Origin of the sequence: Desulfosarcina sp. (assembly GCF_033791525.1) — a bacterium.
GTDB lineage: Bacteria > Desulfobacterota > Desulfobacteria > Desulfobacterales > Desulfosarcinaceae > Desulfosarcina.
Genome location: NZ_JASJGN010000441.1, coordinates 1 through 12,761, shown reverse-complemented (window position 1 = coordinate 12,761; position 12,761 = coordinate 1). Strand labels below are relative to the sequence as shown.

Sequence of the window (12,761 nt, the reverse complement as noted above, 5' to 3'; positions counted from 1 at the left end):
GCATTCCGGTAGGCTGATCACAGCAATGGTGGAGAAGCCGAGGCAGCCGTATGTGCATAACGGATGATAGGGTCCGACAGGTGGGAACTGAATCTTGACGGATTCGTAAAAAACCCGATCCGCCTGAGGCGGATAAATATCGGCGTTACGCTTCATCCTTCGTCACTGCGGCGTACCGTAAGTACGCCTCATTCCTTAAGGATGGAACATGAATGTTCGCCGTAAGGATCTTTATCGATTTGCCATTCGCTCGCCGAAACTCGCTTTCGCGGCCCGCAAGCCTTGATCTCGGGCTCTTTACGAATCCGTCGGAAATGCGACTTTTTACGAGTTCATCAAGAATAAACCACCGTCTTTTCAATGGCAACGGTCGCCGGCGCCCCGGCAGCCCTCCGCTATCACACTTGAGGGTGAGGGATCATGCAGGCCCGAAAGCGCTTTCGAAGAGATCATGGATGGCTTTTTTACCCTCGTCGGTGAGATGCCGGGTGCCGGTGCCTGCAAACGTGTCTTTTTCGATTTTCGGCGTTCCTGACGTCCACGAGTTGCCTTCCCAGGCAAACCAGCCCTTGCGATCCTGATCATAGACATGCACCGGCCGGTTGAACAGCTTGGCCAGTTCCACGCCCCAGCCGGTCCCCCCTTTGACTGTATCGTCCGGCTGGATCCAGCCTACGGCGATTACGTGATAGCCGCTGTTGACCATGTGAAAAATGGTCTGGATCACCTTGCGAATCTTGTTGGCCTGGGCGAATTTGCGACCCATGCGGGCCGACACGATCTCCATGCTCACATTGCCCTTGTCCAGCTGTTCAGGTGTCAGCTCGCGGACCCCGCGGGAACGTTCAATGCTGTGTCCCTCAAATGAAAAGTTGACCTCCTGGATGCCCCAGGTTTCGGCCAGACGGCCGAATTCGGATTCGGCCCCTTTGTGGCCGCCGCTGTAGAGGGTGATATGGGAACGATCTGCCATCATTTTCTCCTTTGGAAAATAGGTGTTGGTTTTAAGAAAAAAATAGCCGGTCAGTACGGCCGGGTTTTTAGATAACGCTATCGATAAAAAGCCTCACCCCACGGTGCCCGGCGGGGTGCGGTGGAAATAGTAAGGGCGGAATCGGGGATTGCAACCACAGGAAACCTTTTTATTTTAAAACAAACAGGAAAAGAAGCGTCCCCGCAGCGCTTAAGAACCCGTGTAGCCCGCGTATTTTTTGGCTTGCGGGTGGGTTAACGAACCGGCCAAGCATAGTGGGCAGCCCTGCCGAAGGGTGTCCGTGTCGTGCCGTGTGGCGGAATCAATTGCCAACTGCTTCTCAGTGAGGCGTTACGGTGCCGACAGGATTGCCTTGACCCGCCCCACCTGGCCGTTGGTCAGGCGCACCTTGATGCCGTGGGGATGATGAGGGGAACGGGTGAGTATCGCTTCGACCTTACCCTGGGTGAGTTGGCCGCTGCGTTGGTCTGCTTTGAGGACGATGTTTACCCGGGTGCCGGGATGGATGTTTTTTTGGTACTGGCTGTCCATTTGCCTTTACTCTTGTTTAAGGCGAGCTTAATTGCGACTGTGACGGTCCAAGTATTCCAGCAGATCCGTCATGGCCTCCGTAGTGTCCCGCTGCGATATGGTTCGACGGATCTCCACGATCTTCTTGAGTTCATCCTTGCCCAACAGCAGTTCTTCTTTTCGGGTGCCGCTGAGGCGGATGTCGATGGCCGGGAAAATTCGGTGTTCGGCACAATCGCGGCTGAGTACCAGGTCCATGTTGCCGGTTCCCTTGAACTCCTGGTAAATGATTTCGTCCATCCGACTGCCGGTCTCCACAAGAATGGTGGCAATGATCGTCAACGAACCGCCGCCTTCGATATTCCTGGCGGCCCCGAAGATCTTGCGTGGCACTACCATGGCGTTGGCGCCGAGTCCACCCGACAGCGTCCGGCCATAGCTTTCCGTCTCGGCGTTGAAAGCCCTCGCCATGCGGGTCAGGGAATCGATGAAGACAACCGTGTCCCTGCCGACTTCCGCGCATCGCATGGCGGTGTGCACCGCCAGACGGGTCATGCGCATATGCTGGCCGATACTCTGGTCTGCTGAAGAGTAAAGCACATGGGCATACTTCAGTCCCCGCTTGAAGTCGGTCACCTCTTCCGGGCGTTCATTGACCAGCAGGATAAATACCTCCATTTCCGGGTCATTGGCGGTGACCGAGTTGGCCATATGGCGCAAAAGGGTGGTTTTCCCCGATTTGGGCGGAGAGATGATCAGGCCCCGCTGGCCCCGGCCGATGGGGACGATGAGGTCGAGGGCCTGGCCGGTGAGATCCTTTGGCCCCTGGGACATGCGCAGTTGCTGGTCGGGGTTGATGCTGGTCATGGTGTGCATGGTTTCGGTCTTTGCATACCGCTCCAAAGGAAGGCCATTAACCTGTTCCACTGCCGCCAGCTTCAGGTTCTGGTTGCCGGGATTGCCGGGTTCGCCCTGGCCTTCGATAAAGGTCCCCTCCCGCAGGCCGAATTTGCTGATCATAAACGCCGGGACAAAGGTGTCTTCCGGGCCGGCCTGGTAATTATTATCGATGTTTCGGAGAAAACCGAATCCTTTGTCCAGTATCTCAAGATGTCCACTTACCGGTTCCATTGGTTGACTCCCGGGTTTATTGTTGTTCATGAGCGTCTTTAAAAGGCATGATTTCGATCCAGTACCCGTCAGGATCTGAAATGAAGTATAGACCCATCCCTTCGTTTTCGTAGCAGATGCATCCCATCTGGCTGTGCCGCGTGTGGGCGTTGTCGTAATCGTCCACATGAAAGGCCAGGTGACATTCGTTGTCCCCCAGGTCATACGGTGTTGTGCGGTCCTTGAGCCAGGTGAGTTCCAATTGGTGCTGGCTTCGCCCATCACCCAGATATACCAGGGTGAAGTCAGGATTGTCCCAACGGCGACTTTCTGCCAGGTTAAGCGCCTTTTTGTAAAAGTCGAGGCTTTTGTCGAGGTTCAGGACATTGATGTTGTTGTGGGCAAAGGTGAATTCCATTGACGCAACAATCCTTTCTTAATATTAGGAATGCACGACACGGGCGGATTCGTCGAGTTGTCGGGGCCGGGTTGGGGATTACCTTGAACCGCGCATGGTAAGCGAATCCACCGCTGCTTGCGGCGGGAAATCTTCAAAAGGAATACCCTTGCGATAGTTGTCAAACCGGCGGGATTGTCGCTGCATTGGTGCTGGCGATGTAAAGACGTTGAAAATGCCGACTGAGTGAAAGTTATGATAGAACAGTTGAACGGCGATGACAACCTTAATTACAAAGCAGGAGACCGACATGATTGACAGTGAACGTTTCGACCCCTTCAACAACCGGCTGTGCCGCAATGTCCGCAACGCGCTGTCGGAAAATTTCAAGAAGGTGTTGGAACAACAAAGGATGCAACCGGTGCGGCGCGTTGCCGGCTTTTTTCGAAACGACCCGCTGCCGCCGTGTGTCCGGACATATATCGACCAGCGCCTGGCTGCATATGAACAGGTGCTGGCAGATGTCCGTAACCGTGAGCTTGACCATCCGCTGGACATTGCCGTTGCGATCTGGGATCAGCACCTTTTTTTTGAAACCCACGAGTATCTCGAACAGTACTGGATGGCTGCCCACGGGGGCGAAAAAAAGCTGCTTCAGGCGATCATCCGGGCAGCCGGTGCATATGTGCACCTTGAGCAGGGGAATCTCACCGGGGCCAGGCGCATTGCCGCCAAGGCGGTGGCCGTGCTGGAGGTGCATCAGGACCAGTTGTCCCCCTACGCCGACCCCCGGCTGCTTCTGGCCAAGCTCAGGTCCCTGGATCCCAAGCCGCCGATGCTTGCCGGAACTGCCGGATCGGCAAATCGGTCGATGCGGACAATCGATCGTCCATGACGCCATCACATCACATCAACCCCAGTTCAACCAGCAGCGCGTAAACTCCGGAATGGCGAAGGCGGATCTGGATAAACTCGGCGATGGTGGGCTGCCAGGGGCGATGACGCAGGGCCATCCCGGCTTCCCGGGGCAAGCGCGCACCCTTTTTGTGGTTGCATGCCCGGCAGCAGGCCACGCAATTGTCAAAATCGTTTTTACCGCCCCGCGACCGTGGAATGACGTGGTCCATGGTGATGGGCTTGGCCCGGGATCCGCAATAGGCACAGGCAAACCGGTCCCGGGCAAGTACGTTTCGGCGCGAAAAGGGAACGCGGCCCCGGTAGACACTTCTGACTACCTTGACCAGCACGGCCACCGCCGGTGCCCGGAACGAGCGGCTTACTCCCTGGATCACCCGGTCCGAAAACTTCAGGACCCTGACTTTTTCGGTGAACATCAGGCCCATGGCTTTTTTCCAGTCCACCAGGCCGAGAAAAGAATAATCCCCGTTGAGCAGAACGCAGCTTCCGTTCATGGCGCCGATTCCTCTTTCAGGGTATAGCGGTAAGCGGTGTAGGCGATCAGCGTAATCACATACCATTTGAGCATGGTCAGATCACGTAGCCCCTCCTGTGCCTGCCGGGACGCCGGTGTCATGAAATCCTCCTCAATCGGGTTGTCGCTTTGAAAACAGGAAAGGCTGAATCGAATCTGGAATGAATGAGTAAATCGGTTTTTGCCACCGTTGTCAATATGCAATCATTGCTGATTGACACCGGCAGTGGAACTTTTTACAGTGGCTCGTCAATACGTTCATGCAGCCGGCGTTAAACCGATCAGACCAAGGAGAAAGATGATGGAGCGCTTCACGCAAATCCAGATGGACGACCTTTCCGCGTTCGTGGACCCGGACCGCTTTTCCACCGGCCAGTCCAACCGCGAGCTTCACATCAAGGATATCTCCCCACACCGGGGCAAACTGCCCGCCGGCATTATCTGGCCCATGACCACCGGGGAAGTATCCACCATCCTGGCCTATACCTATGCCCAAGGCATTCCCGTCACTCCATGGGGGGCCGGCACCAGCACCGAAGGCAACCCGCTGCCGATGCATGGCGGACTGGTGATGGACATGACCCGCATGGACCGGATCATTGCCATCCGGCCCCGGGATCTCCAGGCTGATGTCCAGCCCGGGGTCTTTCGAAAAACACTCAACCAGCATACTGGCCGGTCGGGACTTTTCTTTCCGCCGGACCCCGGCGCCGATGCCACCATCGGCGGGATGATCGCCAACAATGCCTCGGGCGTGCAGACCATCAAATATGGCGCTACCAAGGACTACGTGATGCGCCTCGTGGTGGTGCTGCCCGACGGGCGGGTGATTCACACCGGCGGAAAGGCCCACAAATCCTCATCGGGCTATGATCTTACCCGGCTCTTCGTGGGATCCGAGGGAACCTTGGGGGTGGTGACTGAAGCCACCTTGAAACTGGCCGGCATTCCCGTCGTCCACCTGGCCGCGACGGCGACCTTTGACTCTTTGGAGGCGGCTTCGAAAACCGTGGCGGTACTCATGGGATCGGGTTTGGCTCCGGCGGCCCTGGAACTGCTCACCCCGGAACTCATCGCACTAATGAACCGGGAAAAGGACCTGGGACTCGCCGAAATGCCGTCCCTGTTCTGCGAGTTTCATGGTATCAGCGAAGCGGCATTGACCGAGACCGCAGCGCTGGCGGAGGCGCTGTGTCGGGACGGTGGCGCACTTGGCTTCAAAACCGGCGTCAAGGAACGGGAGCGAAAGGAGCTGTGGCGGGCCCGCCACGAGGCCTGGGAGACCATTCACCGGGCCTATCCGGGGCGGGAGACACTGATCGTCGACGCGGCGGTACCCATCTCCAGCTATCCGCAGATGGTCCTTTTTTCCCAGCAGCAGCTGGATGAAAAAAAGGCTGTGGGGTTTGTTTTCGGCCACGCCGGGGACGGCAATCTGCATGTGGTAATGGTGGGTGACCCGGCCGATGACGGAGAATGGGCCTCCCTTGAGGCGATCAACCACAACATCGTCCACCGGGCGGTGGAAGTGGGCGGAACCTGCACCGGCGAGCATGGTATCGGCATCGGCAAGCGCCAATTCATGCAGCTGGAGCACGGTGAGGGTTATGGACTGATGAAGCAGATCAAGGACCTGATGGATCCCAAAGGGTTGATGAACCCGGGAAAGATGTTTTTATGAAACCATTGCGTTGGTTTCCATCGTCGAACATTAAACGCTGGACGTCGAATGATGAGATTGCTTTGCTCGATCGGTTTATCAAACGATAGCATTCCTTTTCAACATTCGATGTTGGACGTTCGATATTCGGCGTTCATGGGGTGTGGACGGTTGTCTCAACCACTAATAAGAAGGCAATTACCTCACACATGAACGTTGATCCGTCTTTGCGGTAAAACTACAGATCCATGGTCCAGATGATATCCAGTTGCCGCTTGGCCGGGGTTTTCTGCCAGGCCAAAGGAATTCCCGCCTGTTCGAAAACGAAATTGGATCATATTCATATAGATGCCAGTTTCTGCAATAACCGGACAACCATGCATGGCAGCTTTGGGCATCGAAGCGGTTATGGCTGTCGATGCTTTACTTTCTGGCTTTGCCGGCAAGGTACTCGATGGAGACACGCACCACAGTTGTTTGGTCCATCAGACTGTCGATATAAGCATCCCCGGCAGCAATGTGGTCTGGGGCATATTTGGCCACCAGGGCACGCAGTGACTTTTTTTTCAACACCTCGTCTTCGATGACGTCGGCATTGCCGGACACCACCACGCTTTCGTAGCGGGTGGAGAATTTTTCGGGGAGCAACTCGGTCTTTCCCACCACACAGAAGGAGACTCCGTTGTTGGCGGTGATGTTTTCCAGCTTTTGACCTTCGGTGGCGCAGTGAAAAAAGATGTTGTCTTCCATCACTACGTAATTCACGGGTATACCGTAAGGCCGGTTTTTTTTGTCCGAGGTGCTCAAAATGCCGTACTCGCCGCGTTTCAGCAGCGCCATGGCGGCGTCGTCGTCAAGCCGGCGGTCTTCCCGTCTCAATGGTTTGGTCATGGGTCCCATCCCTTATCCTATTCCCCTGCTAATGTGCATCTCACTGGGTCGGCTGTTCCTTATTGTTCGGATACCTTTTTTTGGTCTGGATTGCAAATCAAACCGGCCAATTAACAAATCGCTTGGTGAACGTGGTTAAAAAAATGTTTAACCCATGTTAAATATGATGTAAACTAACCCTACTTTCAGATGCCGTATCACATCCCATCGGGTCTGTGCGTCGCATGGAAAAACAGTTGGCACGGTTAATTCTAAAACTGTCCCCGCATGCGGAATTTTCTAGAAATCCTCTTAAGCATCATTTAATCGAGTGGTCTGAACCATTCACAAATTGAAACGCTGGCATGAACCTATCGGCTGCAGACAGAATTCTCGATGTTAACGGGCTGAAGACCTATTTCTTTTCGTCCAGAGGCGCCGCCCGGGCGGTAGATGGGGTTTCATTTCACCTCTCGGCGGGAGAGGTGCTGGGTGTCGTCGGTGAATCCGGAAGCGGGAAGAGTGTGACCGCCCAGTCCATCATGCGCTTGATACCCGATCCTCCCGGCAAGATCGTGGACGGTCGCATTCAATTCGACGGGATGAACCTGCTGGACCTGACGATGCAGCAGATGCGCCTCATTCGCGGTAATCGCATCGCCATGATTTTTCAGGAGCCGATGACCTCCTTGAATCCAGTTTTTACCATCGGCAACCAGATATCCGAAATGTTTATTCTGCATCGCAACGCCAGCCGAAAAGAGGCCCTGGATGCCTCCGTCGAGATGTTGGACCGGGTGCAGATTCCTGCCCCCAAGCGGCGCATCAATGAATATCCTCACCAGCTTTCCGGTGGTATGCGCCAGCGGGCCATGATCGCCATGGCGCTCTCCTGCGATCCGGAACTCCTGATTGCCGACGAGCCGACCACGGCGCTGGACGTGACCGTTCAGGCGCAGATTCTCGATTTGATGCTCAAACTCAAGGAAGATTTCGGCACCGCCGTTCAGATGATCACCCACGATTTGGGTGTGATTGCCGAGATGGCTGACCGCATCGTGGTCATGTATGCCGGCCGGGTGGTCGAGGAGGCCTCGACGGTTGAGCTATTTCGGCAACCGCTGCACCCCTACACGATCGGCCTTCTGAAGTCGATTCCTATTCTTGGGAGCCGGACAGCCGGAGAAACCAAGCGGCTGAGCGAGATCAAGGGGATGGTTCCCAGCCTGGTCGCACTGCCCGATGGCTGCAAATTTTGCGACCGCTGCAACCGGGTCATGACCGTCTGCCGTAAACGGGAACCGGGACTGACTGAAGTCTCCAGCGGGCACCAGGTGCGTTGCTGGCTTCATGTGGAGCCACCATCGTCATGAAAGAATCGCTGATCACCGTCCGGGATCTGAATATTCACTTTCCCATCAAACGGGGAGTCCTATCCAGGACCGTCGGGTATGTGTACGCCGTGGACGGGGTCAGTTTCGAGCTGGCCAAGGGGGAAACCCTGGGCATCGTCGGTGAGTCGGGTTGTGGAAAGACCACGGCGGGCATGGCGGTTACCCAACTCATCCCGATCACCAGCGGCAAAGTGACGTGGAAGGGCCAGGATATGCGTGAGTTGAGCCGGTCCGGCCTGCGCAAGTTGCGGCGGGAGATGCAGCTCATTTTTCAGGATCCCTATTCCTCGTTGAACCCGCGCATGCGTGTCGATGATATCCTTTCCGACCCCATGGACGTGCATGGCATGTTTACTGGAAAGCAGCGGCGGGAGCGGCTGGCCTTTCTGTTGGAAACGGTGGGTCTGGCCCCGGAACAGGGCCGCCGGTTTCCGCACGAATTTTCCGGCGGCCAGCGACAGCGTATCGGCATCGCCCGCGCCCTGGCCCTGGATCCATCGGTGATCATCGGCGACGAGCCAGTCTCGGCGTTGGATGTATCCATTCAGGCCCAGATCATCAACCTGCTCATGGACCTCAAGGCCAATTTCGACCTCTCGCTGATCATCATTTCCCACGATCTGGCCGTTGTGGAGTATATCTGCGACCGCATTGTGGTGATGTACCTGGGCAAAGTCATGGAAACGGCCGTCTACAGCGACCTCTACGGATCGCCCAAACACCCCTACACCCAGGCCCTGCTTTCCGCCGTTCCCGTGCCCGATCCCCTGCGCAAAAAAGAACGCATCATACTCAAAGGAGACGTGCCTAGCCCCATCGATCCCCCGTCCGGCTGCCGGTTTCACACCCGCTGTCCCGAACGGATGGATATATGCGACAAAACGGTTCCCGAAATGATTGATTTCGGCAACGGCCATCAGGCCGCCTGTCACCTGTACACTCGCGCTGACGCGCAATGACCATAAAGGACCCATCAACTGATAAAGGAGGCTGCCCCATGAAACGTATCGCATTGACCCTGATCATCGCCCTGCTGGCCCTGCCCGCCGTTGCGATGGCCAAAACCGAACTGGTGGTGGTGACCGACGCGCCACCCAAAGCCATGAACCCCCACGCCTATTCTTCCGATGCAAATCTTTCTTACATGTCCAACTTCTTCGACGGGCTGCTGCAGCGCCCCGCCCCGGACGGCAAGCTGTCACCGGCACTGGCCGTGAAATGGGAGCGGCTGGATGCCCTGACTTGGAAGTTCGAGCTGCGCAAGGGGGTCAAGTTTCACAACGGCAACGCCTTCAACGCCGCCGACGTCAAGTTCACCTTCGAGCGCATGAAGGATCCCCAGTATTCCAAGCTGCTCAACATCGCCAACTCCATCGCATCCATCGAAACGCCGGACGACTACACCGTGATCTTCAAGAATGTCAAACCAGTACCCTGGTTCGCCGAGACCATGCACCAGAATTTCATCGTGGACATGGAGTCCTCCAAGGGACGCGATGACGGCGACTACAACACCAAACCCATCGGTACCGGAGCCTATAAGTTGGTAGAATGGGTCAAGGGCTCCTATGTGCGTATGGCCGCCAACCCCGACTACTGGGAAGGCGCTCCCAAATACCAGACGGTGGATATCCGACCGATTACCGAAGAGGCCACCCGCTTTGCCGCCCTGGCCGGCAAACAGGCCGACATCGTCAACGGTGTACCCGTATCCCTGATCGAACGCATCGAGAAGATGCCCCATGTGGAGTTGATTTCGCGTCCGGCCCGGCGCGCCATCTATATGGGGATGTCCAACAAGGCAGGCACCCCCTTTGCGGATATCCGTGTTCGCAAGGCCATTGCCCACGCCATCAACGAGGATGAAATCATCGACAAGGTCATGCGCGGTCAGGCTACGGCCGCGGCCCAGGTGCCGGACGTGCCCACCGTCGGTTACCTGCCCGGGTTGAAGCGGCTGCCCTATGACCCTGCCCTGTCGAAAAAACTGCTGGCCGAGGCCGGATATGCCAATGGCTTCGATATCACTGTGGCCGGCCCCAACGACCGCTATGTTAACGATGAGAAGATCAGTGAAGCCGTGGCTAAATACCTGGCCAAGGTCGGCCTGAAAGTGAAGCTGGATGTGAAGCCCAAGTCCCTCTTCTTCGACGAACTCACCGATTACAAACACAGCTTCTACCTGATCGGCTGGTTTGATGGTTCCTATGATCTCGGCCGCAGTGCCGAAAAGCTGTTGCACACCCCTGACAAGGACAAGGGCATGGGCACATACAACGGTGGCGCGTATTCCGACCCGGAAATTGACCAAATGATCATCGCGTCCTCCTCTATCATCGACCGGGCCGAACGGGAGAAAGCCCTTCAGGCCATCAACAAGAAGTCCGTGGACGATGTGGCCTGGATCCCGCTGCACTACCAGCAGGATATTTATGCGGTGGTCAAGGCTTCGGGGGTCCAGTTCACCCCGCGTCCGGATCAGTGGATTGTGGCCAAGGAAATAAAATAGTGTATTTAGATGCTTGATACTTGGCTTATCAGTCTGACCCTATCAATTAAATACTGCTTTTAATCTATCCAAGAGGATCCAGGAGTCAGTATTCAGAATTCAGCCAATGTCTCGCTTTTAGCTCGGCCGTCATTATACAAAGCGTTAGAGCGAAGCGATACTCCATTAGAATTCTGGCTCCTGACTACTGGCTTCTGGATTCTCAGCGTTAAAAATGTCGAAGGTGCAAATCCCTTCGTAAAGGTATTCAACGCGTAATTAACAGGCTGTTACTACACCATGGCCACTTATCTAATCAAAAGGCTGCTCCAGGGAATCGTCGTCTTGCTGGCGGTCTCCTTTGTCTGCTTCATCATGTTCCGCTACACCGGCGATCCGGTGATGATGCTGGCCGGCAAATATGCGACCCAGCAGGAGCGCGAGATGGTGCGGGTGTCTTACGGCCTGGACCGCCCCATTTACATTCAGTACGTCAGTTTCATCGGTGGCGCACTCAAGGGCAACTTCGGTAAATCCTACATCAGTTCGGTGGATGCCCTGGACATGATTTTGGAACGTATGCCGGCCACCCTGGAACTGGCCTTCACCGCCATCTGCATATCCTTCGCCTTGGGGGTGGGGCTGGGGGTGGTGGTCTCGGTGTGGCCCACCGGGTTGATCGCCCGGGCGATCATGGCCGGGTCGATTCTCGGAATTTCGATCCCCACTTTTCTGATCGGCATCCTGTTGGTGATGGTGTTTTCGGTTTACCTGGGGGTGCTACCTTCCTTCGGCCGCGGTGAAACCGTCCAGATCGGCTTTTGGCGCACCGGGCTGCTGACGGTCAGCGGCTGGAAACATATTATTCTGCCAGCGTTCACCCTTTCCGGATACCAGCTGGCCGTGTTGCTGCGCCTCACCCGGGCCGGCATGCGCGAAGTACTTTCCGAAGAGTACATCAAGACGGCCTGGGCCAAAGGATTGTCACCCTCCAAGGTGATCCTCAAACACGCCCTGCGCAATGTGTTGATTCCGGTGGTGACCATCGCCGGGCTCTCTTTCGGCGAACTCGTGGCATTTTCCATCGTCACTGAAACCATCTTTCAGTGGCCGGGCATGGGTAACCTGCTGCTGACATCTATTTTTGAAACCGACCAGCCGGTGATCGTCACCTACATCATGCTGGCGGCGGTGATCATTTTGACCATTAACATCCTGGTGGATTTATTGTACGCGTTCCTCAACCCGAAAATCAGATACGAGTAGTACGCTTATGGCCGGTATTTTGAAATCCCAGCACGTTCGCAACTACCTGCGGGACCCGTCCGCCCTGATCGGCAGCATCGTCCTGCTTGTCTTTTTCTTCTGCGCGATTTTCGCGCCACTGCTGGCGCCTATGGATCCGTATGACCTGATGACCGTGGATCTGGGCGACTTTCTGCTGCCGCCCGGCTGGATGGACGGCAGCGTGGCGGCTTTTCCGCTGGGCACCGACGACCAGGGGCGCGGAATTCTCTCCACGATCATATACGGGTTGCGCACATCGTTGATTGTCGGTTTTTCGGTGGTGGCCATTTCCAGCGTTATTGGCATTGTTATGGGAATGCTTGCCGCCTACTATGGCGGTGTTCTGGATGCTCTGGTCATGCGTCTGGCCGACACCGTGTTTGCTTTTTCCACCACCCTGCTGGCGGTATTGCTGCTGGGGGTGTTTGAAACCCGGGGCGTGGTCACGGTAATCTTCGCCATCTGCATTGCCGACTGGGTCAAGTACGCCCGTACTATCCGCGGCAGCGTGCTCGAGATCAAGGTCTATGCCTACGTGGTCGCTGCTCGTTCTTCCGGGGCCGGGGACTTTCGCATCCTTTTTCGCCACATCCTTCACAACGCGCTGCCGCCTATTTTG

General features: G+C 56.1%; 14 protein-coding genes. 7 read left to right on the top strand and 7 right to left on the bottom strand.

Features of this window, described 5'->3' with window-relative positions; genetic code table 11:
* Positions 1-418: 418 nt before the first annotated feature.
* From QNK41_RS21020 to QNK41_RS21005, 4 genes are all read right to left on the bottom strand, one after another.
* The gene (locus tag QNK41_RS21020) at positions 419-976 is read right to left on the bottom strand and encodes a hypothetical protein (protein ID WP_319261205.1); all 558 of its coding nucleotides are present in this window, start codon (positions 974-976) and stop codon (positions 419-421) included.
* Between the two features lie 348 nt (positions 977-1,324).
* The gene (locus tag QNK41_RS21015; RefSeq protein ID WP_319261203.1) at positions 1,325-1,525 is read right to left on the bottom strand and encodes a YwbE family protein; all 201 of its coding nucleotides are present in this window, start codon (positions 1,523-1,525) and stop codon (positions 1,325-1,327) included.
* A gap of 27 nt (positions 1,526-1,552) precedes the next feature.
* Positions 1,553-2,635, bottom strand: a complete 1,083-nt coding sequence (rho, locus tag QNK41_RS21010) for a transcription termination factor Rho (RefSeq protein ID WP_319261200.1) — start codon at positions 2,633-2,635, stop codon at positions 1,553-1,555.
* 16 nt (positions 2,636-2,651) lie between these two features.
* On the bottom strand, positions 2,652-3,032 hold the full coding sequence (locus QNK41_RS21005) for a VOC family protein (protein ID WP_319261197.1): 381 nt from the start codon (positions 3,030-3,032) through the stop codon (positions 2,652-2,654).
* A gap of 289 nt (positions 3,033-3,321) precedes the next feature.
* On the opposite strand from QNK41_RS21005, the gene QNK41_RS21000 reads away from it, so the two are divergent.
* The gene (locus tag QNK41_RS21000; protein WP_319261195.1) at positions 3,322-3,906 is read left to right on the top strand and encodes a DUF309 domain-containing protein; all 585 of its coding nucleotides are present in this window, start codon (positions 3,322-3,324) and stop codon (positions 3,904-3,906) included.
* Positions 3,907-3,916: 10 nt separating this feature from the next.
* Here QNK41_RS21000 and QNK41_RS20995 read toward each other — a convergent pair whose 3' ends face one another.
* Both QNK41_RS20995 and QNK41_RS20990 read right to left on the bottom strand, forming a co-directional pair.
* Positions 3,917-4,423 (bottom strand): HNH endonuclease, encoded by a 507-nt coding sequence (locus QNK41_RS20995; protein WP_319261192.1) that lies wholly within the window; start codon positions 4,421-4,423, stop codon positions 3,917-3,919.
* On the bottom strand, positions 4,420-4,545 hold the full coding sequence (locus QNK41_RS20990) for a hypothetical protein (protein ID WP_319261190.1): 126 nt from the start codon (positions 4,543-4,545) through the stop codon (positions 4,420-4,422). Before QNK41_RS20990 ends, QNK41_RS20995 begins: the two co-directional genes overlap by 4 nt.
* 199 nt (positions 4,546-4,744) lie before the next feature.
* On the opposite strand from QNK41_RS20990, the gene QNK41_RS20985 reads away from it, so the two are divergent.
* Positions 4,745-6,124 carry an FAD-binding oxidoreductase gene (locus tag QNK41_RS20985; RefSeq protein WP_319261187.1) on the top strand — a complete coding sequence of 460 codons (1,380 nt, stop codon included), beginning with the start codon at positions 4,745-4,747 and terminating at the stop codon, positions 6,122-6,124.
* A gap of 402 nt (positions 6,125-6,526) precedes the next feature.
* Here the strand turns inward: QNK41_RS20985 and QNK41_RS20980 are convergent, their stop codons facing one another.
* Positions 6,527-7,003, bottom strand: coding sequence for a pyridoxamine 5'-phosphate oxidase family protein (locus tag QNK41_RS20980; RefSeq protein WP_319261184.1), 477 nt, complete (start codon positions 7,001-7,003; stop codon positions 6,527-6,529).
* A gap of 335 nt (positions 7,004-7,338) precedes the next feature.
* On the opposite strand from QNK41_RS20980, the gene QNK41_RS20975 reads away from it, so the two are divergent.
* The 5 genes from QNK41_RS20975 to QNK41_RS20955 all read left to right on the top strand — a co-directional run.
* Positions 7,339-8,346 carry an ABC transporter ATP-binding protein gene (locus tag QNK41_RS20975; RefSeq protein WP_319261182.1) on the top strand — a complete coding sequence of 336 codons (1,008 nt, stop codon included), beginning with the start codon at positions 7,339-7,341 and terminating at the stop codon, positions 8,344-8,346.
* On the top strand, positions 8,343-9,326 hold the full coding sequence (locus QNK41_RS20970; RefSeq protein ID WP_319261180.1) for an oligopeptide/dipeptide ABC transporter ATP-binding protein: 984 nt from the start codon (positions 8,343-8,345) through the stop codon (positions 9,324-9,326). The genes QNK41_RS20975 and QNK41_RS20970 overlap by 4 nt, the downstream gene beginning before the upstream one ends.
* A 38-nt stretch (positions 9,327-9,364) precedes the next feature.
* On the top strand, positions 9,365-10,876 hold the full coding sequence (locus QNK41_RS20965) for an ABC transporter substrate-binding protein (protein WP_319261178.1): 1,512 nt from the start codon (positions 9,365-9,367) through the stop codon (positions 10,874-10,876).
* Between the two features lie 279 nt (positions 10,877-11,155).
* Complete coding sequence (locus QNK41_RS20960; RefSeq protein ID WP_319261176.1) at positions 11,156-12,121, top strand: ABC transporter permease; 966 nt, start codon at positions 11,156-11,158, stop codon at positions 12,119-12,121.
* Positions 12,122-12,128: 7 nt separating this feature from the next.
* On the top strand, positions 12,129-12,761 hold a 633-nt coding region (locus tag QNK41_RS20955; RefSeq protein ID WP_319261173.1), incomplete at its 3' end, for an ABC transporter permease.